The sequence below is a fragment of the Emticicia sp. BO119 genome (assembly GCF_013912375.1).
Classification (GTDB): Bacteria; Bacteroidota; Bacteroidia; order Cytophagales; family Spirosomataceae; genus Emticicia.
Map to the genome: position 1 here is coordinate 563795 of NZ_JACETV010000001.1, position 24107 is coordinate 587901.

Below are 24107 nucleotides of genomic sequence, written 5' to 3' on the forward strand. Positions count from 1 at the left end.
GCTTTATGGCAAACGAGCTATTTGATAAAAAAATTAAAGAAAAACTCGAGTCGGTTCAGCGACCCGTTGGCCCTAATACGTGGGATAATATCCGTAAAAGAATATACGCACCTTGGTATTTTGATTTCTGGCGAAAATATGGATTGCCTTTGTACTCAACAATCGCAACAGTTCTGCTATTAGTTAATCTGAAAGATAAATTTAATTACGAAAAACAATTCCGGTTATTGAATGAAAAGATTTCTACGATTCAACAGTTAAAACCTGCTAAACAAGTACAAACAATTGTACATAAGGATACAATATACATTAACAAAACAATTTATATAATACAACGGACAGAAGAAAAACCCGAAGGCCCTTTAGCTTCAGCTCAAGAAACTATGCCTTTGGTAGAAAAATCAGTTGAGCAGTCGGTTGTTGTTTCAAATCAGGTAAAACCAGAAGAAATACTGCCAGCCAATGATCAGCAATTAGTAAAAGAAGCAACAATGGAGGAGAAGACCAATAGTGATTTTCCGAAAAAGGATAGCGCAGATAAGATTAATAAACTGAAGATTCCGACAAAAACCATTCAGCAAAGTCCATCTAAAAAAACGCTTAAATGGCCCAGAATAGATACAAGACTTGGACTCAGTGCCGGGCACGGATTTAATCATACAGTAGATTTAGGGCCGTCTTTTGAATTATTTTTTGGTAAAAATCTTAGTTTTAATACTGGCGTTTCCATCTTCAGCCATCCAGAATCCGAATATTATAACCCTAAAGAATTTAATATCAAGACAAGCGCAGATTTTGCAGACTTGTATAAACCTCATCTTCCTCCAAAATATGACCAGATAGAAGACATTCATATTAAAGCATCTTTAATCACTATTCCTTTAAATATGAATTATTATCTGCCTATCAACAAGCGGTTTGATGTGAAGTTTTTGTTAGGTACAAGTATTGATTTGAAGTTGTATCAGAATGTGAAGTTTGAAAGCCATTTGGATGGGGATGAACATTACTCTTCATTTGATACAGAACAGAAAAAAGGTGCTTGGAATAGTATGACTTTTGGTTCAGGCCTACAATACCGTTTGAAAAGGTACGCTTTTCAATTAACACCAACTTATATATATCATTTTAAAGAAACCGATTTCCTAAGCCCGAAAACCAATTTCAGGGTGAGTGGGGGAGTCCTGATAAATCTCAAAAGAGATAAATAGAGGTAAAAGATAATCAATACTGCAAAAGTTTCAATAGGTTGGTATTTTAGATAAAAAAAGATTAGAACTTTAATCTATTCCTGATGCATTTAAGGTATTTCAAGGTCACACTGTGTCTTGATTTATGATTAATGCAAATATACCGAACAGACCAGGTTGTCTTTAAATACATATAATCTTACCACAAATACGCTATTTTATGATAGCTTTTTTAGCATATCTTTACTGTTTTATCTCTATTTATACCCGAATCATCTGATTTTCAGGAGCTGAAAACGATTTTATCGTAAATTTAAAGATTAATCAACAAGCTATTATTAGGTATGAAAAAAACGCTTTTAACCTCAACAATTACCTTTTTAACAGTATTTTGTCTGCAAGCACAAAATAAACTTTTGCTTCGGCAGCCAGCCATTAATAAAGATGGCTCTTTAGTCGCTTTTTCTTTTCAGGGAGACATCTGGACGGTACCAACTTCAGGTGGCAAAGCTTCCCGCCTTACAATTCATGACGCTTATGAGTCAAATCCTGTTTTTAGCCCGGATGGCAAACAGATAGCCTTTTCAGGAGCAAGATTTGGCAATAATGACATTTTTGTGATGTCAACCGAGGGTAGTATGCCTAAAAGACTTACCTTTCATTCGGGCTCTGATAACATTTCAAGCTGGACTCAGCCGGATAAAATTTTATTCTCGACTAATCGGGAGTTCAGACAAATTGAGCGACCCAATGAAGTGTATGCAATTAATCCGAAAGGTGGTACTGAGTCAAGAGTCCTGGATGCCGTTGGGTTCGACCCGGTTCTCTCGCCTGATGGGCGTTTCTTGGCATTTGTTCGTGGTGATATTAATCCGGTTGCCCGTCAGGCATATAAAGGAAGCTCTGATCGTGATATCTGGATTTACGATACAAAAAACAAAACCTATCAGCAATTGCCGGGGTTTGAAACCAACGATGTTTTTCCGCAATGGGGTAGTAGTAATACTTTATATTTTTTGAGTAGCGAATCAGGAGCATATAATATTTATCGCCTGAAATTAGACGCCAATGGGAAAGCGGGTAATACACCAGAAAAACTCACCAATTTTAAAGATGAGTCAATCCGTGCCTTTAGTGTGTCTGCCGATGGTGGTTCAATTGTTTTTGAAAAAGACATGAATCTTTATACAATGAAGACAGATAAAGGTTCGGCCCAAAAACTGAATGTAATAATAAGTGCTGATGACCGTCTTGACGCCACCGAGCAGAAAACCTTAAATTCAGGAGCAAATGATTATGCGGTTTCGCCAAATGGTAAATTGATTGCTTTTTCTATTCGAGGCGAGATATTTATTAAAGAGGCCGATAAGGAAAAAGCAAGAAGTATTAATGTTTCAGAAAATGCTTATAGAGATGTAGAACCAACGTGGTTGAACGATTCCACTTTGTTGTTTACAAGCGACAGAGCCAACGGTAATTTTGATATTTACATGGCACGGTCAATTGATACTATGCAACACAATGTATTCAGATCAATGAAACATGGGTTGGTTCAGGTTACAAAAACTACTGGTGATGAAACCAATTTAGTGGTATCGCCTGACAACAAAAAAATTGCCTATGTACGCGGTAGAGGAACTTTTGTTGTAGCAGATATTAGTGCTGATGGTAAATTATCGAACGAAAAAGTATTAAATGATAGCTGGGATAGCCCGAATGGTATTGCCTGGAGCCCAGATAGCAAATGGATAGCCTATGCAGTGAGTGATTTGTATTTCAATCAGGAAATTTTTATCCAGGCGGCTGATAACTCAACCAAGCCTGTGAATGTAACCATGCATCCGCGAACTGATGGTCGACCGTTCTGGAGTGCTGATGGCTCAAAATTAGGATTCATTTCGGCGCGTAGTACAGGCCGTAGCAACGATGTTTGGTTTATATGGTTGAAAAAAGAAGATTGGGAAAGAGAAACACAGGATTGGCAGGAAAGGGACACACCAGAGATTTCTGCTGCACCTGCCAAAGGAGGAAGTGATAAAAAAGCTCCGAAGCCTGTTAAGATTGATTTTGATAAAATTCATGAAAGAATTGTGCGTGTTACAAGTTTTCCGGGTGACGAAAGTGACCTGGCAATTTCGAAAGATGGAGAAACATTCTATTATACCACCTCCTCAAGCAACTCAAGAGGTCGTGATTTGTATAGTATTAAATGGGATGGTAAAGATCTGAAGGAAATCACGAAAGGAGGCGCTAATCCTAACGGTGTTACGATGGACAGGGAGGGAAAGTACTTGTACTATATGCGTATGGGTGGAGCTTTGGCAAGAATAGATATGAAGTCTAACGCAACGGAGTCATTACCTTATCTTGCTAAAATGAAAGTTGATTATAATGCCGAGAGAACACAGGTATTTGAAGAAGCGTGGCGTACAATCAGAGATGGTTTCTATGATCCTAAGTTTCATGGAAATGACTGGGTTAAACTGCACGACAAATATAAAGAACGTTGTATCAATGCCAGTACAAGTAATGATTTCAGAGATATGTTTAATTTATTGTTGGGCGAACTGAACTCAAGCCATATGGGTATGACTGTAACCGACCGTATTGAAACTCAAAAAGAAACTACCGGGCTTTTAGGAACCGAATTAGTACCTGTAAGTGGTGGTGTAAAAATTACTCACATAGTGCCGGGTACACCTGCCGATAAAGAAAAAAGTAAATTGAATGAAGGTGACGTAATTACGGCAGTAAATGGCCAGGAGGTAAATGCTGATGATAATTTTTATGATTTGTTGAATGGACTGGTAAACGAAAAAGTATTGCTCAATGTGCGCGGGGCAGATGGTAAATCAAGAGAAGTAGTGATTCGTTTAACAAATAGCATTACTAATAATTTGTATGAAGAATGGGTTGAGAATCGTAAAAAATTAGTTGATAAATATTCTAATGGTCGTTTGGGTTATATCCACATCAGAAGTATGGATTTTCCGAGTTTTGAGGTAGTAGAAAGAGAGTTTACTGCCGCAGGATTCGGCAAGGAGGGGCTTGTGATTGACGTACGCTACAATGGGGGTGGTTCAACTACCGATTACCTCATGACGATTCTGAACTATAAACAGCACGCTTACACTATTCCAAGAGGAGCAAGTGAAGATCTGGAAAAAGATAAGTTGAAGTTCAAAAGCTATTATCCGATTGGAGAGCGTCTGGTATATGCTGCATGGACAAAGCCATCAATCGCACTTTGCAATGAGGGTAGTTACTCAAATGCCGAGATTTTCTCTCATGCCTACAAAACCTTAGGCGTTGGTAAACTCGTAGGTGTGCCAACCAATGGTTCGGTAATTTCAACAGGTGGCAAGTCTTTGATGGATGGATCGTTTGTTCGTCTGCCGGGTCGTGGCTGGTTTACAAAGGCAACTGATAAAAATCAGGAATTAGGTGCTGCCATACCTGATATTATTGTAGAAAATCAGCCAGATTGGTTAGCCAAAGGAACTGACGACCAGTTGAGGGCGGCAGTTGATGAGTTGTTGAAAGAAATAAAGAAATAAAGAAAAACACCCATTGTACCTAAAACGGGATAAAGAATAAAGTAGTAGTTTTTTGAAAGCCATTCAAATGTCAGTTTGAATGGCTTTTTTATAAGGTATCTCATAAGTTTTCATCCCCATTTAGGTTTAATGTTTTCTAAATCCCCCAATATGGGGTAAAACAATCAAATGATAGCATTCTATTTTTGCCTTATCGAATATGAAAAAGCATTATTATGAAAAAGCTATTTACTGTTTACTTGTTAGGTATTACTATGCCCGTTTATGCCCAAACCTTATCAGGAAAGATAGAAGGGCAAGTAAATGATGATACCAAAAAATTGGTTGAATTTGCCAATGTAACACTTCACCACGAAAAAGATTCATCGCTTGTTAAAGTTGCCATTACAGATGATAAAGGGAATTTTGGGTTTGAAAACATTCATGAAGGTCGATATTTTGTTAAGGTTTCTCAGGTTGGCTATCAGAAATACAAATCTCCGGTTTTTGGTTTAAACGCCGATAATAAAAACATTAAACTGTCTTCTATTGAATTATTAACCGATGCCAAGGCATTGGGCGAAGTTACCGTTCGTTCAAGCAAACCTTTTATTGAGCGTGAAATTGACAAAATTGTGCTGAATGTAGAGAATAGCATCACTTCTGCAGGAAACAGTGTAATAGAAGTATTAGAAAAAGCTCCGGGTGTAACAGTGGATGCCGATGGAAATATTTCTCTTAAGGGAAAGCAAGGGGTATTAATATTAATTGATGGCAAACCAACCAATCTTTCTACTACAGATTTGGCCAATATGCTGAGAGGAATGGCTGCTAATCAGATTGAAAAAATTGAATTGATTACTAATCCTTCAGCTAAATATGATGCTACTGGTAATGCAGGGATTATTAATATCCGTATGAAACGAGATAAAAGACTGGGTATGAATGGTAGCATAAATCTGAGTGCCGGACAAGGGTTACGTTTTAAGCAAAACGCTGGGCTTAATCTAAATTACAGAGATAAAAAATGGAATTTATTTGGTAATCTAACACAAGTAAACAGAGGAGGAGAAAACAGAACAGTACTTAACCGGAAGTTTGTGGCTGGTGATGCCAGTATTTCTACCTTAACCCAAAGACCCATACAATTACCGCATTTCAGTTCGCAGAATTTAAAGGTAGGAGTAGATTATTTTTTAAGTCGCAAAACTACTTTAGGTGCGAATATAAATGGAGTGATAAACAATATTGTGGTCAGGGCAAGCACCCCCAGTGATTTCAAAGACCCAAGCGGGACTATCACTAATAGTAATGTAACAAATAATTCTAATAAAGATCGTTGGCGAAATTATACCCTGAATCTGAACCTGAAACATACTTTTGACAGTACCGGTAAAGAATTGACTGCCGACCTTGATTATGCCAGTTATAATCAACGGATTATCCAGAATTCTACAACCGAAACCACTTACTTGCCAGGGCAGGCTTTGCCACCTGCTTATATTTTAAGAGGTGATTTGCCTTCTGATATTGACATCAGGACTATCAAGATTGATTATGTACATCCTTTAAGTAAAGAAACAAAGTTTGAAATAGGAGCCAAAAGTAGTTTTGTAAGCAATGATGGCAATGCCCAGTATTATCTGTTGCAAGATGGTGCAGAGATTGTAGATATAACCCGAACCAACCATTTTATCTACCACGAGAATATCAATGCAGGGTATTTGAATTTTAATACAAAATTCAAGAAAACGGGTATTCAGTTAGGTTTACGAGGAGAACAGACAATTGCCGAGGGAAATCAACTATCAACTAACGCAACTTTTAGCCGCAAATATTTCCAGTTGTTTCCAACGGTGTTTATCCGACAGGAAATCAACAAAAACCATGAGTTAAGTCTGAATGTAGGCAGACGTATCCAACGCCCCAATTATCAGGATTTGAATCCCTTTAAATTTTTCCTTGATATCTACGTCTATCGTGAGGGAAACCCGCAATTACAGCCTCAGTTTACATTTAATTCAGAGCTTGCTTATACCTTTAAGCAGCAGTATAACATTACCTTTTACCATAGCCGAACGAGAGATATTATCTCGACAGTACTGATTCAGAATGATATTACTAAAGTAGCTGCCCAATCACAACAGAACCTCAATAACTTAGAAACCATCGGATATAATATCTCATTTCCGGTGAAATATGCTAAGTGGTGGAATGGCAACCTTTATTTTGAGAATTATAACAACAGGTATTGGGGTAAGTTCCTGAATGGGGAGTTCAATCAGCAACTAACCACTTTCTTTGTTAATACCACCAACACATTTACGATTGGTAAAAACTGGAATGCCGAATTAACAGGCTATTATCAATCACCATTCCTTTTCGGAACATTCAAGATACTTTCGCAGGCGCAAATAGCATTAGGCTTGCAGAGACAACTCTGGCAACGCAAAGGAACATTGAAGCTTAGTGTAAGTGACCCATTCTTAACCCAAAGAAATAATATGATTGTGAAATACCAGAATATGGATATGACTCTGCGTCGCCGCCTGGACAGCAGAGTGGTTACAGTGGCATTTAACTATCGTTTTGGTAAATCAACAGTAGCACCTGCACGCAGAAGAAATAGTGGCTCGGAAGAAGAAAACCGCAGGATTCAGACCAACGGATAATCCCTCTATTTTGAGGCTTACATACAGTTTGTTAGTTTTAAAATCCTATCCGATTGCGATAGGATTTTTTTTAACAAATTTTAACAAATCAATGGGTTGCCGTTCATCACAATCACCCAAATTGGGTTACTATATAACCCCAGTAGATTAGTATTTTTGTCTTATTGATTATGAAAAGCATATTATGAAAAAGCTATTTACAACTTATTGGCAATCTTATGCCTCAACGAGCCATTTATGTCCAGGTCTGGAGTATAGCTCAGTAGTTGTAAATACCTATTTTCTTCAAAATTGTGTGGCAAATCTTTTAAATGGCAATGATTTTAAATGTGAGATTAATATACGATTAATTTCTTTTAATTTTTTTGTTGATTTTGCAACATATCCAAAGGTAAATCCGTTGTTATTAACGTATAGTGCTGAAATCACACACACGTATAGACAAACGCTTACTACCTCGTTTACTTTCAGTCGTCCGGCTGATGTGTTACCCTCAGTACTTTTTGGGAGTATTCCCAAATCTAATACCACTGTTAGTGGTTGGAAATAGCTTTGTCCTCATAAGGGATGGGTTTAGTAATTTATGCCTAAACAAGCGACAAAAAAGGACAATTAATAGTGAAGTGAGGAGGTGCGTTTGGATTATATAGTATAAACTTGCTTACTTTGCCACAACAAAGAGTTAAAAGGGTCAATAAAAATGATAGTGTAGAAGATGCAAGTTATTTCGGGGAGAGGGGTCAGAAAAAAACTAAAATTCAGGTTTTGAATCAATCCGTGAAATAAATTAAGTGAGGTTGAATGGAGTATATATTTTTAGTGCAAAATTTTCTACGGAGAAGTCCGGATTTTGCCAAATGGCGATTTGAGTTTTTAAAAAAACGAAATAGAAACGTTGTTGGCTCAAATTTTAGTGAATGAATTTAAGGTGTCATATCAGACCCAAGACCGCATATTTCTGTAAGGGATAAGACAAAAAAAATATGACCGTTTACAACAACGGGAAAGAATTTATACAGTTTAGTTTAGTTTATTGAGACAAAAACCGGCCGCATTGAGTCGGTTTTTTTTTGTATATTATTATAGATTTTCCGTTAATAAAACCTGGTTCTTTATTTCTGCGTAGAGAAATCAGAAAATTTAATATTTTCTTAATCTCAACGTATTATTAAACGCGAATGTATCGAAAATGTTTTGTTGGCGGTATCAATTTTAATATTCTTTATATCCACTTCTCTACTGTATTCTTTATTGTAAAAAGGGTTGTTCGCCAATAAAATTCTAAATGCTTGCGGATACTTTCTGTTGGGAAGTTCTCAATGTTAAGTATCATTTTAGTGGTGTTATCAATTGGTTCCAAGATGAATGTAAGCATCGAATAGCTTTCTGGTATATCCGGTAACTTTGAAACTGAACTCAAATGAGTAAAACTCAATTTCCTTTCTTTATCAAAGGCTAATACAAGCCCTTTATTTTCAAACTTTACATGATGGAATCCTTTGATGATGATGGGAGTATTGACTTGCCAGTTTGTTAGTACTTCTATCTCCATGCCTGGGTCGTCAAGCCATTGGGGTATAATTTCAATATCTGTTAAGGTTTGCCAAACTTTAGTGGGATTGGAGTTTATAGTAATACTGGTTGAGAAGTTGTCAGACATGGAATTAAATTTATAGGCAGTTTATCAACAGAGTTATCTATAGAAAAGTTTATAAGGCTTAGGTATTATACTCAATATAGGTGATGGGTTTAGACTCATTTCCATTCCAATAAATATGTATTCTTTTGTAACTACTACATTTTAGGATACTTGTCATTTTGATAGATAGTTCTTCACTATCTATATTTTCTTCAAGTTTATCATAATCTACATCAGAAATCATAAGCCATTCATGTGGACAGGGGATCTCACTTAGACTAATTATATTTCCACAACTGCATACTATTTTCGGAATATCTGTTCAATTATTTTAATCATCTTATAAAAAATAGATCTATTTCCTGCTATTTATTAATTCTTTAATAGTCAGTAAATTAGCTAATAGAAATCAAAACCCAAAATATCTCATCCATACCCCAACATTTTGTCGTAATTTTGATGCAGTATATTATAACCTAAGTTTTTGTTTTTCTCTCATGAGTAGTACGTACGGAACAATTTTTAAGATTTCAACATTTGGCGAGTCGCATGGTACAGCCATTGGCGTAGTAATAGATGGTTGCCCAGCAGGAGTAGATTTTGACGAAGCATTTATTCAGAACGAATTAGACCGTCGTAAACCCGGACAATCGCGTATTACTACGCAGCGTAAAGAAGCCGATGAATTTCAGGTATTGTCAGGGGTTTTTGAGGGAAAAACCACAGGTACACCCATAGCTATGGTGATTCAGAACGAAGACCAACGTTCTAAGGACTACGGACATATAGCGCATCAGTTCCGCCCTTCACATGCTGACTATACTTATACAGCTAAATATGGAGTACGCGATTATCGTGGTGGAGGCCGTAGTTCCGCCCGTGAAACTGCCGCCCGTGTAGCCGCAGGCGCTTTGGCTAAAATTCTATTGTCGACACAACAGATTTCTATACAAGCGTATGTTTCACAAGTAGGAAAAATCAAATTGGGTAAGGAATACTGGGAGCTGGATTTGTCAAAAACTGATGATAATGCTGTGCGTTGTCCAGATGAAGCCGTTGCACAACAGATGTTCGATTTTATTGATGAAACCCGTAAAAAAGGTGATTCGATAGGGGGTATTATCACCTGTGTTATTAAAGGTGTTCCGGCAGGATGGGGAGAGCCTGTGTTTGACAAGCTACATGCTGAGTTAGGAAAGTCCATGTTGGGCATTAATGCCGTGAAGGGTTTTGAATATGGGAGTGGATTTGAAGGTGTTGAGCTCTATGGCTCGCAGCACAATGATGAGTTCTATATGGGTGAAGATGGCAAAGTGCACACCAAAACCAATCATTCCGGCGGTATTCAGGGTGGGATTTCTAATGGTGAAGATATTTATTTCAGAGTGGCTTTCAAGCCTGTGGCAACTATTATGCAAGACCAGGAGAGTGTAAATGATGCTGGCGAAAAAGTAACGGTATCGGGCAAAGGTCGCCACGACCCATGTGTATTACCACGTGCCGTACCAATTGTAGAAGCAATGGCCGCACTGGTTTTAGCTGATTTTAGCTTAAGAAGCAAGACTAATAAGTTATAAAAACAATCTTTGCAGAAAGACCGTTTAATAGGTATCAGGGCAAAAAAAGACCCCTGTGCACTTGGTTTTTTCAAAATTGTTCTATTTTTGTATCAAAATGCTTTCCTGATGGAATTTATTCCCTCCGATATTGACAAATATTGCGTAGAACATACTACGCCCGAAAATGATCTTTTGAGTAAACTCAACCGTGAAACTCATGCAAGGGTCTTACAGTCCCGAATGCTTTCTGGACACCTGCAGGGGCGTTTTCTGTCGATGTTGTCATATATGATTCAGCCAAAGCTTATTCTTGAAATTGGTACTTACACGGGTTATTCTGCCTTATGTCTGGCTGAGGGTTTAGCAGAAAACGGGAAAATTATTACAATAGATGTCAATGAAGAATTAGAGGATTTTGTAAGAGATTTCTTCGGCCAATCTCCTCTAAATGAAAAAATAGATTTCAGAATTGGCAATGCGAAGCATATTATCCCAATAATAGGTGATTCGTTTGACCTTGTTTTTATTGATGCCGATAAACTGAATTATACCAATTATTACGATCTGGTTTTTGACAAGGTGCGTTCAGGAGGCTATATTATTGCTGATAATGTATTATGGAGCGGTAAAGTTAGTAATTCGTCAGCCAAAGATAAAGATACCATCGCGATTAGAGATTTTAATAAGAAGATTCAAGATGATGAGCGTGTAGAGAATATCCTTCTCCCGATTCGTGACGGATTGATGGTGTTGCGGAAGAAGTAAATAAAAGCCCCCACTCCCTAAATCCCTCTCCCCAACAGTGGAGAGAGGGAATTTCCCTCCCTTCCCCACTGTTGGGGAAGGGTCGGGGATGGGGTCAATACTTTTAATATAAATTGTGCTTTCAATATAATTTCCTAATTCCATGAAAAAAACGTTAGCTTTCTCGTTTTTTATGGTAAGCTTATATGCGGCTTTTGCTCAAAAGCCCGGCTTACCTGAGGTGTCTCGAAAAGTAGATTTTGCAGGTATTACCGTAGAATTGGATGCAGATGCCCAAAAGCTTGTTCAAAAAGAGGTTTCTTCTTTATTAATTCCAGAGAATAAATATGTATTGGATAAACTCCAAAGAATTCAATGGTATTTCCCAGTAATAGAACGTATTCTTGAACTGGAAAAAGTGCCTGATGATTTCAAGTATCTGGCAGTTGTTGAAAGTTCTTTATTACCCGATGCTATCTCAAGCTCTAATGCGGTGGGCTTCTGGCAAATGAAAGCCAGTACAGCGCAGGAAATGGGACTTAGAGTAGATAGTGATATTGACGAAAGAAAGAATATCTATTCGTCAACCAGAGCGGCGGCGGCTTATCTGAAACGTAATAATCAGATTTACAAGAACTGGATCTCGACTCTTTACTCTTATATGTTAGGAGCAGGTGGTATCAGCAAAATTGTTCCTTCTGAATGGACCAATGCTTCAAGAGTTGAGTTTGATGGTCGTACTGACCGGTACCTCCTTAAAACCATCGCTGCGCGCATTGCTTTTGAATACAGGGTAAACCGTATGAAAGACAATGCCTTTGGTTTTGTAGAATATCGCAAAGGTAGGGGTAAAACATTAGCCCAGATTGCCTCTATGATTGATGTCGATGCTACCGACCTGAAAAAGAATAATTCCTGGTTACAAACCAATGTTATTCCTGATGATTACTCGGTGGCTATTTTAGTACCTGTAACCAGATTAGATGAAGTTCAATCTAAAATCGGTCGTCAGCCTGATTTCGTGACAAGTAAAGTTAACAAAGCTAAGAAAGAGGAAATTAAACACAGAGATTACCCGGTACTGGAAAGAGTTACAATGCAGGTTAATAACGAAGAAGACCCTGTTTTTTATACTATTAACGAAAAGAAAGGGATTCTTGCAAAACCTGGTGATGATGTTGCTTCATTGGCAAGAGGAGGGAAGTTGAAAATTAAGGATTTTTTACTTTTCAATGATATGAGTGATAGAGACGCAATTGAAGAAGGGCAGGTGTATTATCTGCAAAGAAAACTTAAAAAAGGGCCTATCGAAAAACATCAGATACAGTCTGGTGAAACTATGTGGGGCATTTCTCAGATGTTTGGAATTAAACTCAAAAATCTGTTGAATCTCAATCGTATGAGAACCTCAATGCCGATTCAGGAAGGACAAATAGTGTATTTGCAGAAAAAACGTCCTAAAACTGAACCAATAGAGAATAATAATGGGGTAAAAGAACAGGAGCCCGATCGTAAAGTGCCTGTAGTAGAGAATTATGAAAATGAAACATTAGTAAAAGATGCTAATGCTAAAAAAATACCAAGCCCTGAAGTGACCATGCAGAATCAGGGGGAGACTGTTGTAATAGAAAGAACTACAAAAAGACAACCGCAAGCCAAGAAAGAGCCCGTAAAAGAAACAGTAAGTGCCACAACTACGAGTACTACAGACGAAGGTGATGAAGATGATATTGTGGTTATTACGGAAGACGAAGATAAAACTGATTTTACTGCTTCAACGGTGCCTGTAAAACCCGCCTACTCGAATCCGAATGTAACAATTAAGGATTCTCCTAAAACTACAGAAGCAAGAAAAACTGTTACTGCTGCCACCCCAACTGCTTTGCCTAAAACAGGTATTCATACAGTTGATGTTGGACAAACGCTTTATAGTATTGCACGCCTGTATAAAGTAACGGTAAGAGATTTGGCTGCCTGGAATGGTTTTACAACCAATGAGCGAGTAAAAGTTGGCCAGGAACTGATTGTTAGTAACAGAGTAAAGGTTGCAGACTCGCCGCGAGCTAATAGTGTTGACAAAAATAATGCTAAATCAGAAAAAGAGGGCGGTGTAGCTACACATCAGGTAGTAAAAGGTGAGACTTTGTTCAGTATTGCTAAGCGTTATAAGGTAGCAATGAAACAGATTCAGGAGTGGAACAATATGAGTGACCAGAATGTTAAGATAGGGCAGAAGTTAATTATCAGAAAGATTTAAAGATTTTTGTATCTTTGATACGTTAAAATAGATTTTATCATTTAAGTATGCCATGCTTCATAGTATGGCATATTTTATTGTGTTCAGACAATGATCTTAATAGAAAATACCTGTATAAGTGATGATGTAGCGGAAAAATTCTTTGTTTGCAATCTGGAGAAGTGCAAAGGCGCCTGCTGTGTTGAGGGTGATTTAGGAGCCCCGTTAGAAGAATCTGAATTGCCAGTATTGGAAGAGATATACGAAGAAGTAAAACCTTATTTATCAGAAGCTGGAATTAAGGCAATTGAAGAACAAGGCAAATATATTAAAGATTGGGAGGGTGATTTCTCGACACCGACAATCGATAACCGTGAATGTGCATACGCAATTTACGATGAAAGAGGAATTTTAAAATGTGGGATTGAACAAGCTTATATAGATGGTAAAATTTCCTGGAAGAAACCTATCTCCTGCCATTTGTATCCTATACGTATTACCAAATATGAAAGCTATCATGCGGTTAACTACGATCGGTGGTCTATCTGCTCTGATGCGTGCGAATTAGGTGATAAATTAGGTGTGCCTGTCTACAAGTTTTTAAAAGAGCCTCTTACACGTTTTTATGGGGAAGAGTGGTATAAGACTTTGGAGAAAGAAGTAGAGGAGAGAAGCTGAAATGATTAATTAGCTTTTTGTCGAACAATGATTTGACTGATTTTGAAATCAGTAATCGATTTTATAATCATAAGGCTTCTTATTCAATTTTATCAATTATAGAGCTTTCAATTGGACGTAATTCAACGCATAGTTAAAGACAATATTATTTCAATGGCTTCTTCTCAAGAAAACATTTTTGATGATATATATCAGATAGTTAAACTCATCCCTAAAGGTAAAGTAACCAGTTATGGGGCCATTGCTCAGTATCTGGGCTCTAAAGCAGGTGCAAGAATGGTTGGCTGGGCTATGAATGCCTGTCATAACAGGCCTGATGTGCCTGCGCACAGAGTAGTGAATAGAAATGGGATTTTGAGCGGTAAACATCATTTTGGCGGAAATATAATGCAGGAAAGATTAGAGGCTGAAGGTATAAAAGTGAAAAATGATCAGATTGTGAATTTTGACAATCATTTCTGGAATCCGGTTACGGAATTATTGTAGAATGGCTATAAAGAAAAAACCCCCGAAACTCGGGGGTATTTCTCAACTTTATAGCCATGAAAACTAATTTCTTTATAACATAACGCAATATCTATGCTAATGTTAGTTTCAAATCGTTTAATTTTTTTCTGATAGAAGTATCTACTTGTCTGTCCTCTAACTTCAACACATAACCCCCAATCAGGTCTTCATTGATTTTCTCCTCTAAAATTACATCTTTTTTGGTAGCTTTTGCAACCAGATCTGTAAATTCTTTGCGTTGGGTATCGGTCAATGGAGAAACAGTAGTAATTGTAGCTTTTTGAATACCTTTTTGCTCATTGTACAGCTTCTGAAACTCTTCAGCAATGGGATAAATCAAATTCTCTCTATGTTTCTTTGTTAAGACGTTGAATATTGAATAAGTCACATCGTTGACACGATTTTCAAAAATATTCTTCAATATCCCTAATTTTTTGTCGTGACGAACGATTGGATTGTTCATAACAACAGCAAACTGTCTGTTTTCGTCGCAGATCTTTTGAAACAACAGCATATCGTTGTTTACTTTATCTACAACTTTTTTTTCTGTTGCCAAATCAAATAATGATTTAGCATATCGGTATGCAACTATTGAATCTGCCATTTTTCTAATTATAGAACTAAATTCTCGGTTGCAACATATATTTATACAAAAATACAACCGACTCTATCAAAAAAACAAATTTTGGAACACTTATTTTGCAAAAGCTTAACAACAATATAACAAAAAAGTGGTATTTTTTATTTAACGGCGATAAGTAAACTGATAGATTAATCCGATTAGTTTAACTTCGCTTCGGAAATAAGGTTAGATACTAACGACTCTTGTGCTTTTTTGTCTGTCAATTCTTTGCGTAAAACCTTTTCAGCAATTTCAATAGAGAATGCAGCTACATCTTTTTTCATTTGTGCTACCATAGCTGTTTTTTCTTGTTGAATGGCTTCGCGCGCATCAGCAATGATTTTATTGCCTTCTGCTACTGCTTTATCTTTGGCTTCAGCAAGCATATTATCAGAGGCATTTTTAGCTTCACGGATAATCTTGTCACGTTCTAAACGGGCTTCAGCAATAATTCTATCATTATCAGCTTTCAATTTTGCCATTTCTGCACGTGTCTCCTCGGCCATTCTCAAAGCTGATTCAATTGAGTCTTCACGCTCTTTTAATGCACCTAAGATAGGTTTCCAAGCAAACTTAGCTAAGAAAAAAACTAAAATACCAAAAACCAAAAGCATCCAGAAAATCAATCCAATGCCGGGGGTTAGTAATTCCATATCAGTTAAAAGATTTTATTTTAATTATTTGATTTGTAAAGAGGTTCATTTATAACAACTATTTTATTATAAATTACTTTACACTTGCCGTTAGTGCTTAGATTGAATCCTGTACTAACGCCTAATGCGAATAGTACAGGATTTTAATCAGCGTCGTTTAATTTGATTCTTAAACTAATTTGAAAGAGATCAAAAGACAAATTACGGCTGCAAAAAGTGCTACTGCTTCTACAAGGGCAGCGATGATGATCATCATGGTCTGGATTTTGTTAGCTGCTTCTGGTTGACGAGCCACACCTTCCAATGCGCTACCACCGATACGGCCAAGACCTACACCAGCACCGATAGCTGCAAGACCAGCACCAATTGCTGCGCCCATTACTGCGAAACCACGAGTTGCATCAGCACCTGCTTGTAAAAGAACTTGTAATAAAGACATGATTAAAACAATTTATATGAGTGAAACATTAAATACAATAAAATTATCAATGACCGTGGTCTGCTTCGTGATGGTCTTCAATTGCGCTTCCGATATACATTGAGGATAACAATGTAAAAATAAAAGCTTGCAAAAACGCAACAAGCAACTCGATGGCATTCATAAATAAGGTGAATACTGTGATTACCCCACCTACGGCAAAGCTTTTAAATATAAAAATCAGACCTAATAAACTTAAAATGATAATGTGGCCTGCTGTCATATTGGCAAAAAGACGAATCATTAAAGACATAGGTTTCATAAACACACCAGCAATCTCAACTACCCACATTAATGGTAACATTAATACAGGAACTCCTTCCGGTTTTACCAGGTGTAGCCAGTAATGTTTATTGGCATTGATATGTGTGATAATAAAAGTAATCACGGCCAATGTCATGGTAATGGCTATATTACCAGTTACGTTAGCCCCACCGGGTAATAAGCCTAAAAGGTTATTAATTAAAATAAAGAAGAATAAAGTCAATAAATAAGGCAAATACTTTGCGTATTTAGGACCAATATTAGGTTTTACTACTTCGTCTCGGATAAAGAATATAACAGGCTCTATAAATGACTGAATACCTTTAGGAGCTTTACCTCTGTTAGTATTGAAGCTCTTGGCTACTGTCGACATCAATACAATCAGGATAATGGCACTTAGCATAAGAGAGGCTACGTTTTTTGTAATGGAAAAGTCCAAAACATGTACGGCTTCATCTATTGAGCCATCAGGGCTTAATCTGTGAATATGTTCATGCAAGTTAATATAACCGTTATAAACGCCATTTCCTTCTCTGAAACGGTTTGAAGAAAATACTTCTACTCCATATTGTTCGGTATATAGAATAACCGGAAGTGGTATAATGGCACCATGTGCAAATTCCCATTCGTGCGAATCAGAAATATGGTGCATAATCATCTGGCCGATGTCAAAATGTTCTTCTTCATGAGCTGCCCCATCTTTTGCTTCATGATGCCCTTCGTGCTCTTCTTGTGCGAATGAAAATGTCAGAGAAAAGATTGATAATGAGGCTATTAATAAGAATTTATTTGTAAGTAAACGCAACATAATTTTTAAATTATTCGGTCAATCAACGTTTCAGGATAATCACTTTTCTGAATTTTGGCGCAAGTTACTATTTAAATTCCAAATCTCAAAGATTGTGTAAAATAAATATAATACAAAAAAGTTTGCAATGAATAATTCCTGCTGTTGCAACCCCATGTACAATTCGATTCCAATAAAGATTATACTCAGAATTAGACGAAAAGCAACACTTGCGAGATAAAAAGGGATAAAGTTTTTACTTTTTTCTTTAAAACCCATTTCTATTAAGCGATTGAACAGAAAGGAATAGGCAACGAAAAAGCTTAAAATTACCCATTTTTGCGGATGTAATAAATGGTCTAATCCGATAGTGTTAGCTAAAAAAAATACAATTATGAGTATGCCCGTAAGGATGAGTGTTTTTGACATAAAGTGCTGGTATGAATGTAAATAAGAAACTGCTTACTGCTTTGGTAGCTGTCTTATAACATTATATAAAGAAACCCCTATAGATGTAAGAGATAAAACGAGTGTCCAGACAGGGGTTTTATTGGCCGCTTTTTGGTCGAGCCAATAGCCAAACCATGTTCCTAAGCCGATAGTTAAAATCATCTGCAAACCAATCTGGGTAAATTTTAGCCAGGTTTTGGTATTTTTCATGTCGTTGTTCTCTTCCATGCGCTTGATTTTTTTACAAAATTACGATTTAATTGCAGAAATCTGATAAAACATATTCACTAAATAATAAGTAGCATCTCTTACCCCTTCGTATCCGACTTGTAAAGCATCGGCTAAACTCTGAGGTTTATTGAGTATTGAATTAGCATAAAAAATACCGATCTCCTGCATTTGCTGGGGGGTAACAGCTAAAGTGCCACAAATAGCTGCAACTGGAATTTGTTGTGCTTTGTTTGTAATACCTTTAATGAGTTTACCTTGTAGAGTCTGGTTATCAATTTTGCCTTCCCCTGTAATAATTAAATCAACATTGTACAGGTTTTTATCGAAGTTGCAGAAATCCATCAGCAATTTTACTCCTTCTTTGAGTTTAGCGTTCAGAAAGAATACACAACCAAAACCTAAGCCGCCTGCCGCTCCAAACCCTGGGCCATTGAAAGTATCTTCTGGTAAACCTGTCAAATGAGCAAAATCCGTTAAACCCATATCTAAAATTGCCACTGCTTCAGAATCCGCTCCTTTTTGCGGGCCGTAGATGTGTGCTGCTCCATTAATACCATATAAGGGATTAGTAACATCGCAGGCTACCTGAATTTCTGGTAATTTTGAAGAGGGTAGAGGGGGGACAATTTTTTTTATTAAAGACAAATTACCACCAATGGCTTCTATTTCCTGATTATTTGCATCAAGAAACTGCCAGCCTAATGCTTTTGCCATACCTATGCCGGCATCGGTAGTAGCACTTCCGCCAATGCCAAGAATAATCTGTTCTACACCTGCTTCTACTGCGGTTTTAATCAGTTCGCCTGTTCCAAAAGTACTGGTCAATAAAGGATTTCTTTCGTCAGTTTTTAATAAATTCAAACCAGAAGCAGTTGCCATCTCAATAAATGCCGTTTTACCGTCAGCTGAAATGCCATATTGCGCGTAAATGAGCCTTCCTAACGGGTCATGTACCTTGGCTGTTCTCTTTTGCCCACCTGCATACCATAGAAGCAAATCCAAAGTACCCTCACCGCCATCAGCCATTGGTAGACTTATAACCTCAATCTCTGGCGAAACCATTTTTATACCTTCAGCCATGGCCTGGCAAACTTGTGGGGCATCCAGTGAACCTCTGAATTTATCGGGTGCTAAGAGTATCTTCATTCAAACAGGGAAGCAATTCGTCTATTGGGTAAAAAATGTTTGACCTTAGTTGATTGTTCTGATGCGTGAATAGGGGGATCTTTAGGAGAAATAAACTTGTTAACCCCCACCATAATTTTGCTATTCTTCAAGGCTTCTGCTTTCTGCCGATAAGCCTTTTCAATTTCGGTCTGTATAAAATCTTCTTCAAAGGCTTTCAATATACCTCCCTGTTGTTCTATGGAAAGAAACAACTCCCAGACTTTTGCTGATAAATCATTAGTCAGGTTTTCGATATAATACGAACCTGCTGATATATCCCTACTTTTACCTAAGTAACTTTCATCACTTAAGAGTACAGAGATATTGCGCGCAATTCTTTCGCTCATCTCATCATAGCCCGTTCCCAGAACAGCATTATATCTATGTATTGTCAATGAGTCACAACCACCAATTACTGCCGACATGGCTTCAGTGGTAGCCCTTAACATATTAGTATGTGCATCAAGTATAGAATCATAAAAATAAGAAGTCTGGCAATTAATCTGGCAGTTATTATCAGTGCATTGATAAGTTTCTGAAATTTTGCACCATAGAAAACGTAAACTTCGGATTTTTGCAATTTCCATGAAGTAATTGGTGCCGATTGCCAAAGAAAATTCTATCTTCGGAACTATCTGCCCAATGCTGAGCCCAATGTCAGTCAATTTATCTAAATAAGTAGTTGCCGAAGCTAAGGTAAAAGCAAGTTCCTGCACTGCATTTGCTCCTGCATTATGAAATACATCAGACCGAATAGTAATTGCCGTAAAGGCAGGATATGAAGTACAATAATCAAAAATTTTTTTTGTACTTTCCCAAGTTGTATTGTCTATTTTAGCTTTTCCTGTAAAGAAATCACCTAAAGAATCAAAGATAAAGCCGCCTTTGGGTTGATAATGGATATATTTACCAAGCACTGCTAATAAACCTTCAATTTGGTTGGTCTGAAAATAAACAGGCGTATCACTTAATTTTATTTTATCCAGTAGTTTTGCGAAATCAATCTTATTAATATCAGTTCCCCTAAAGTCAATCACAACCTCATCAGCCCCATTGCGAAAGAGATCAAGAACTAAGGTATTAGTCGGTTTTTCCTGCGAAAATTTCGCTAATGCTCGGTTTTGCCAGTTTGCAGCCTTTTTGTTTGATTGGGATTGCTGAATTTCTCTGAGTGGAAGATTAAACAGGTCTTCTTCCGTGTAATAAGGCTGAACCATAATTTCTTCTGGTGTATTCCAGATAAGGGTTTCTTCAAAATTTTTCCCTTTCAAATCCTTAACTACTTGTGCCCTCCAAATTTTTTTTGTCGATTCCGGAAATTCTTCGAAGAATTTTTTCGTCATAACAGAATTGTATTTTTCGGTGAAAAAAAGTCAGTTACCAAAGCAAATGTAAAGGTACATTTTGTATTTTTATAAGGCAAATCAAATTTGGTAAAATAATGTTTGAGAATTACTTTGAAAATACATTAAAAATCTCAAAATTCACTTCTTGGTAGGTACATAAATTTTAGTATCTTTGCACCCCCTTTAAGAATCCCAATGAAGCCAAATGACTATTTTAGAAACTCCTAAAGTCCAACGAGATGTTGATGTAGTATGGCAGAATTGCCTCAAAATTATCCGTGATAGTATCTCGGAACAAAGTTATAAAACTTGGTTTGAGCCTATTATTCCGGGTAAATTAGAGGGAAAGAAGCTGACTATTCAAGTCCCAAGCCAATTCTTCTACGAGTGGCTGGAAGAGAACTATGTTCAACTCTTAAGAAAGGCTTTGGATTATGCGATTGGTCGTGAGGGGATGTTGGAGTATTCTATTATTGTAGATAGTGGGAATCAGAAAAAAAACGAGCCACCGATTTCTATCAACATGCCACAGCAAAATCCTTCTGCCGGACGGGCAGATGGGAATGGCAGAGCAGACTCCCATCATACAAACGAGCAGGTAAGAAATCCGTTTGAAATGAAGGATCTGGATTCTTTAAATCTGGACTCTTATCTTAATCCGAATTATACATTTGATAATTTTGTGGAGGGTGACTGTAACCGCCTTGCAAGAGCAGCAGGATTTGCAGTGGCTTCCAAACCTGGGGTAACTTCGTTTAATCCATTAATGATCTATGGGGGTGTTGGGCTTGGAAAAACTCATCTGGTGCAAGCAATCGGAAATTTTATGAAGAATAGGGCTGTCAATAAATTTGTCCTTTATGTATCTTCTGAAAAATTTACGAGCCAATTTATCAATGCTATCAGAAATAATAGCTTGCAGGATTTTATGAACTTCTATATGCAGGTAGATATTCTGATTATTGATGATGTACAGTTTTTATCAGGCAAAGAAAAAACTCAGGAGACTTTCTTCCATATCTTTAATCATCTGCATCAATCAGGGAAACAAATCGTGATGACTTCTGACCGCCCGCCACGCGAGTTGGAAGGGGTAGAAGACCGATTATTATCTCGTTTCAAATGGGGTTTAACTGCTGATTTGCAAACACCTGATTTTGAAACACGTATTGCTATTATTCAGAAAAAAGCTCAGGCAGAGGGTATTTCTATTGCCTATGAGGTAATTGAATATCTGGCTCATAGTATTGATACGAACGTACGTGAATTAGAAGGAGTAATGATTTCTTTATTGGCACAAGCGTCGCTGACGCGCAGAGATATAGATGTTGAATTGGCTAAAAGCACACTTCGCCACCTGATAAAAGATTCAGAAAAGGAAGTAACTATTGATACAATCATTGAATCTGTAACAGAACATTTCAAAGTACGTATTCCTGATCTGAAAGGGAAAAGCCGCTTACGTGAGATTGTATTGCCACGACAGATAGCCATGTATTTAGCAAAAGAACTCACTAACTTATCGCTAAAATCAATAGGTTATCATTTCGGAGGCCGTGACCATAGTACCGTGATTCATGCTATTCAGACTGTGAATGATTTAATGGATACTGATAAGGATATAAGCGGTGCGGTAAATAAGCTATTGAAGGTTTTCAGAAAGTAAGCTACGTTTGTATGCTAAGTTTTTTGTGTAATACTAAAACCTGCGGAATCAGCAGGTGCTCATCATCATTAATAATAGTATAGTTGGCAATTGAAGCAAATTGCTCTTCTGTTTTTTGTCGGTCTATTATTGCCTTAATTTCTTCTTCGGTTCTTTGGGGGTCTCGTTTTCTGATACGAGCAATTCTTATATCTACTGGTGCACTTACTAATACAACAGCGTCAAAGTCATTATTATCACCTGCGGCATTCATCAGTGCAGCTTCTCTTAGGGTATATGGCTTATCCTGGTGCTGTAAAAACCATTGGTCGGTATCGGCAAATACACGCGGGTGAATCAAGGCATTAAGCATCTTCAATAACTCGGGGTTATCAAATACCTGAGATGCTACCCATTTGCGGTTATATTGCCCTTTCTCGTCGTAGGCTTGTCTACCTAATAATTCTTTAATTTCCTTGCGGAGCTGTAAATCAGTATTGGTAAGCCATTTGGCGCGTTCATCGGCATAATATACCGGAATCCCTAAGATTTCAAACATCTTACAGACAATAGTCTTGCCAGACCCTATACCACCAGTAATACCTATTTTAAGCAATGTTGATTTGGTTTTTGTTAAGTAAAGATAGGGGAAAAACTCTTTCAAAGTGGTATAGTGGTGACATAATGGCATCTTTATTAAAAGATGCAAATCTCTCACAACTCCCCAAACCTTTTCTTCCCCCTCAAAAAATAATCCAACACAATACTCTTAGGATATATGTCCTTCAATTGCTTAGGAGATTTTCTTTCTAATTTGGGAATCATGGCATAAAAAGCGAAGTGGGCTTTCAGAATGGCCCAGATGTCTTTGAATGAGCCTGCAAGCAGGAATTTGATGCTTGAAACCCCATCTAATACTAATCTCAAAAAGATGGTAGTAAATAACTGATTAGTGGGCAGGTTTTTATACATCATAGCCAATCCATTCCGGTAATTCAGGAAGGTTTTACGTGGATTCGATTTATGGAGTGTACCTCCTCCGACATGATATACTGTTGAGGCTGAAGAATAGTAAATCTGATAACCTGCGTTTTTCATACGCCAGCACAAATCTATTTCTTCCATATGGGCAAAGAATTTAGTATCAAAACCACCTAATTCATGAAAAACATCGGCTCTTACAAACATGCAGGCCCCCGTAGCCCAGAATATCTCTTTGGTATCATCATACTGTCCGGTATCTTCTTCCCAAGTATCAAAAATTCTTCCTCTACAAAATGGGTATCCTAACCAATCAATATAACCTCCTGCGGCACCTGCGTATTCAAAATAGGCATGTTTGTAATAGTCTCGCATTTTGGGTTGACAAGCCGCGATTTTTGGGTTGACTTCCATCAAATCTATGATAGGATTAACCCAGTTTGGTGTCACTTCAATATCAGAATTTAACAATATATAGTAAGTGGCTTGTACCTGTTTCAGCGCTTCGTTGTATCCTCCTGTGAAACCACCGTTATGAGGCAATTGAATAAGATGAATGTAAGGATAGGTTTGATTCAAAAATTTAACAGAAGTATCTGTAGAAGCATTATCGGCCACGATGATTTCGTGTCCTTGAGAGTGTTGAATAACAGAAGGCAAGAATTTCTCAAGAAACCCTTGCCCATTGTAGTTCAGTATGACTATAGTGACTTTTGGCATGT

The 24107-nt window shown here is 37.3% G+C and carries 21 protein-coding genes; 10 read left to right on the forward strand and 11 right to left on the reverse strand.

Annotated elements, in window-relative coordinates:
- The first annotated feature begins 5 nt into the window (after positions 1–5).
- The 4 genes from H1R81_RS02450 to H1R81_RS02465 all read left to right on the forward strand — a co-directional run bounded on the left by H1R81_RS02450 (position 6) and on the right by H1R81_RS02465 (position 7948).
- Positions 6–1211 (forward strand): hypothetical protein, encoded by a 1206-nt coding sequence (locus H1R81_RS02450; protein ID WP_181839087.1) that lies wholly within the window; start codon positions 6–8, stop codon positions 1209–1211.
- A 323-nt stretch (positions 1212–1534) separates the two neighbouring features.
- Positions 1535–4747, forward strand: a complete 3213-nt coding sequence (locus H1R81_RS02455) for a S41 family peptidase (protein WP_181839088.1) — start codon at positions 1535–1537, stop codon at positions 4745–4747.
- A gap of 215 nt (positions 4748–4962) precedes the next feature.
- Positions 4963–7398, forward strand: coding sequence for an outer membrane beta-barrel family protein (locus H1R81_RS02460; protein WP_181839089.1), 2436 nt, complete (start codon positions 4963–4965; stop codon positions 7396–7398).
- 184 nt (positions 7399–7582) lie between these two features.
- Positions 7583–7948, forward strand: a complete 366-nt coding sequence (locus tag H1R81_RS02465; protein WP_181839090.1) for a hypothetical protein — start codon at positions 7583–7585, stop codon at positions 7946–7948.
- Positions 7949–8620: 672 nt separating this feature from the next.
- On the opposite strand, the gene H1R81_RS02470 is transcribed toward H1R81_RS02465, so the two are convergent.
- Positions 8621–9058 (reverse strand): SRPBCC domain-containing protein, encoded by a 438-nt coding sequence (locus tag H1R81_RS02470; RefSeq protein ID WP_181839091.1) that lies wholly within the window; start codon positions 9056–9058, stop codon positions 8621–8623.
- A 476-nt stretch (positions 9059–9534) separates the two neighbouring features.
- Here H1R81_RS02470 and aroC point away from each other — a divergent pair, with 476 nt between their 5' ends.
- The 5 genes from aroC to H1R81_RS02495 all read left to right on the forward strand — a co-directional run bounded on the left by aroC (position 9535) and on the right by H1R81_RS02495 (position 14740).
- Positions 9535–10614: a chorismate synthase gene (aroC, locus tag H1R81_RS02475; RefSeq protein ID WP_181839092.1), complete on the forward strand. Its 1080-nt coding sequence runs from the start codon at positions 9535–9537 to the stop codon at positions 10612–10614.
- A 108-nt stretch (positions 10615–10722) separates the two neighbouring features.
- The gene (locus tag H1R81_RS02480) at positions 10723–11361 is read left to right on the forward strand and encodes an O-methyltransferase (protein ID WP_181839093.1); all 639 of its coding nucleotides are present in this window, start codon (positions 10723–10725) and stop codon (positions 11359–11361) included.
- 142 nt (positions 11362–11503) lie between these two features.
- Positions 11504–13597, forward strand: a complete 2094-nt coding sequence (locus H1R81_RS02485; RefSeq protein ID WP_181839094.1) for a LysM peptidoglycan-binding domain-containing protein — start codon at positions 11504–11506, stop codon at positions 13595–13597.
- 90 nt (positions 13598–13687) lie between these two features.
- Positions 13688–14254: a DUF3109 family protein gene (locus H1R81_RS02490; RefSeq protein ID WP_181839095.1), complete on the forward strand. Its 567-nt coding sequence runs from the start codon at positions 13688–13690 to the stop codon at positions 14252–14254.
- 153 nt (positions 14255–14407) lie between these two features.
- Entirely contained in the window at positions 14408–14740 is a 333-nt protein-coding gene (locus tag H1R81_RS02495; RefSeq protein ID WP_181839096.1) for an MGMT family protein, read from the forward strand.
- A 91-nt stretch (positions 14741–14831) separates the two neighbouring features.
- Here the strand turns inward: H1R81_RS02495 and atpH are convergent, their stop codons facing one another.
- The 8 genes from atpH to H1R81_RS02535 form a co-directional block, all read right to left on the reverse strand.
- Positions 14832–15365, reverse strand: a complete 534-nt coding sequence (atpH, locus tag H1R81_RS02500) for an ATP synthase F1 subunit delta (RefSeq protein ID WP_181839097.1) — start codon at positions 15363–15365, stop codon at positions 14832–14834.
- A gap of 176 nt (positions 15366–15541) precedes the next feature.
- Positions 15542–16036 carry a F0F1 ATP synthase subunit B gene (locus tag H1R81_RS02505; protein ID WP_181839098.1) on the reverse strand — a complete coding sequence of 165 codons (495 nt, stop codon included), beginning with the start codon at positions 16034–16036 and terminating at the stop codon, positions 15542–15544.
- Between the two features lie 169 nt (positions 16037–16205).
- The gene (gene atpE / locus H1R81_RS02510) at positions 16206–16475 is read right to left on the reverse strand and encodes a F0F1 ATP synthase subunit C (protein ID WP_116980791.1); all 270 of its coding nucleotides are present in this window, start codon (positions 16473–16475) and stop codon (positions 16206–16208) included.
- Positions 16476–16521: 46 nt separating this feature from the next.
- On the reverse strand, positions 16522–17586 hold the full coding sequence (atpB, locus tag H1R81_RS02515; RefSeq protein WP_181839099.1) for a F0F1 ATP synthase subunit A: 1065 nt from the start codon (positions 17584–17586) through the stop codon (positions 16522–16524).
- A gap of 39 nt (positions 17587–17625) precedes the next feature.
- Positions 17626–17994: a hypothetical protein gene (locus H1R81_RS02520; RefSeq protein ID WP_181839100.1), complete on the reverse strand. Its 369-nt coding sequence runs from the start codon at positions 17992–17994 to the stop codon at positions 17626–17628.
- A gap of 33 nt (positions 17995–18027) precedes the next feature.
- Entirely contained in the window at positions 18028–18243 is a 216-nt protein-coding gene (locus H1R81_RS02525) for an AtpZ/AtpI family protein (RefSeq protein WP_181839101.1), read from the reverse strand.
- A gap of 21 nt (positions 18244–18264) precedes the next feature.
- The gene (locus tag H1R81_RS02530; RefSeq protein ID WP_181839102.1) at positions 18265–19392 is read right to left on the reverse strand and encodes a glycerate kinase; all 1128 of its coding nucleotides are present in this window, start codon (positions 19390–19392) and stop codon (positions 18265–18267) included.
- Complete coding sequence (locus H1R81_RS02535; protein ID WP_181839103.1) at positions 19389–20756, reverse strand: methylmalonyl-CoA mutase family protein; 1368 nt, start codon at positions 20754–20756, stop codon at positions 19389–19391. The genes H1R81_RS02530 and H1R81_RS02535 overlap by 4 nt, the downstream gene beginning before the upstream one ends.
- Before the next feature lie 208 nt (positions 20757–20964).
- Here H1R81_RS02535 and dnaA point away from each other — a divergent pair, with 208 nt between their 5' ends.
- The gene (dnaA, locus tag H1R81_RS02540; protein WP_181839104.1) at positions 20965–22425 is read left to right on the forward strand and encodes a chromosomal replication initiator protein DnaA; all 1461 of its coding nucleotides are present in this window, start codon (positions 20965–20967) and stop codon (positions 22423–22425) included.
- Position 22426: 1 nt separating this feature from the next.
- On the opposite strand, the gene coaE is transcribed toward dnaA, so the two are convergent.
- Together coaE and H1R81_RS02550 are read right to left on the reverse strand one after the other, a co-directional pair.
- Entirely contained in the window at positions 22427–23020 is a 594-nt protein-coding gene (coaE, locus tag H1R81_RS02545) for a dephospho-CoA kinase (protein ID WP_229251038.1), read from the reverse strand.
- Positions 23021–23118: 98 nt separating this feature from the next.
- On the reverse strand, positions 23119–24105 hold the full coding sequence (locus H1R81_RS02550) for a glycosyltransferase family 2 protein (RefSeq protein WP_181839106.1): 987 nt from the start codon (positions 24103–24105) through the stop codon (positions 23119–23121).
- Positions 24106–24107: the final 2 nt, after the last annotated feature.

What these genes read in the sequence shown, in the direction of transcription:
- H1R81_RS02450 (WP_181839087.1), top strand. Translation starts at nt 6, where the DNA reads ATGGCAAACGAGCTATTTGATAAAAAAATTAAAGAAAAACTCGAGTCG.
- H1R81_RS02455 (WP_181839088.1), top strand. Translation starts at nt 1,535, where the DNA reads ATGAAAAAAACGCTTTTAACCTCAACAATTACCTTTTTAACAGTATTT.
- H1R81_RS02460 (WP_181839089.1), top strand. Translation starts at nt 4,963, where the DNA reads ATGAAAAAGCTATTTACTGTTTACTTGTTAGGTATTACTATGCCCGTT.
- H1R81_RS02465 (WP_181839090.1), top strand. Translation starts at nt 7,583, where the DNA reads ATGAAAAAGCTATTTACAACTTATTGGCAATCTTATGCCTCAACGAGC.
- H1R81_RS02470 (WP_181839091.1), bottom strand. Translation starts at nt 9,058, where the DNA reads ATGTCTGACAACTTCTCAACCAGTATTACTATAAACTCCAATCCCACT.
- aroC (WP_181839092.1), top strand. Translation starts at nt 9,535, where the DNA reads ATGAGTAGTACGTACGGAACAATTTTTAAGATTTCAACATTTGGCGAG.
- H1R81_RS02480 (WP_181839093.1), top strand. Translation starts at nt 10,723, where the DNA reads ATGGAATTTATTCCCTCCGATATTGACAAATATTGCGTAGAACATACT.
- H1R81_RS02485 (WP_181839094.1), top strand. Translation starts at nt 11,504, where the DNA reads ATGAAAAAAACGTTAGCTTTCTCGTTTTTTATGGTAAGCTTATATGCG.
- H1R81_RS02490 (WP_181839095.1), top strand. Translation starts at nt 13,688, where the DNA reads ATGATCTTAATAGAAAATACCTGTATAAGTGATGATGTAGCGGAAAAA.
- H1R81_RS02495 (WP_181839096.1), top strand. Translation starts at nt 14,408, where the DNA reads ATGGCTTCTTCTCAAGAAAACATTTTTGATGATATATATCAGATAGTT.
- atpH (WP_181839097.1), bottom strand. Translation starts at nt 15,365, where the DNA reads ATGGCAGATTCAATAGTTGCATACCGATATGCTAAATCATTATTTGAT.
- H1R81_RS02505 (WP_181839098.1), bottom strand. Translation starts at nt 16,036, where the DNA reads ATGGAATTACTAACCCCCGGCATTGGATTGATTTTCTGGATGCTTTTG.
- atpE (WP_116980791.1), bottom strand. Translation starts at nt 16,475, where the DNA reads ATGTCTTTATTACAAGTTCTTTTACAAGCAGGTGCTGATGCAACTCGT.
- atpB (WP_181839099.1), bottom strand. Translation starts at nt 17,586, where the DNA reads ATGTTGCGTTTACTTACAAATAAATTCTTATTAATAGCCTCATTATCA.
- H1R81_RS02520 (WP_181839100.1), bottom strand. Translation starts at nt 17,994, where the DNA reads ATGTCAAAAACACTCATCCTTACGGGCATACTCATAATTGTATTTTTT.
- H1R81_RS02525 (WP_181839101.1), bottom strand. Translation starts at nt 18,243, where the DNA reads ATGGAAGAGAACAACGACATGAAAAATACCAAAACCTGGCTAAAATTT.
- H1R81_RS02530 (WP_181839102.1), bottom strand. Translation starts at nt 19,392, where the DNA reads ATGAAGATACTCTTAGCACCCGATAAATTCAGAGGTTCACTGGATGCC.
- H1R81_RS02535 (WP_181839103.1), bottom strand. Translation starts at nt 20,756, where the DNA reads ATGACGAAAAAATTCTTCGAAGAATTTCCGGAATCGACAAAAAAAATT.
- dnaA (WP_181839104.1), top strand. Translation starts at nt 20,965, where the DNA reads ATGACTATTTTAGAAACTCCTAAAGTCCAACGAGATGTTGATGTAGTA.
- H1R81_RS02550 (WP_181839106.1), bottom strand. Translation starts at nt 24,105, where the DNA reads ATGCCAAAAGTCACTATAGTCATACTGAACTACAATGGGCAAGGGTTT.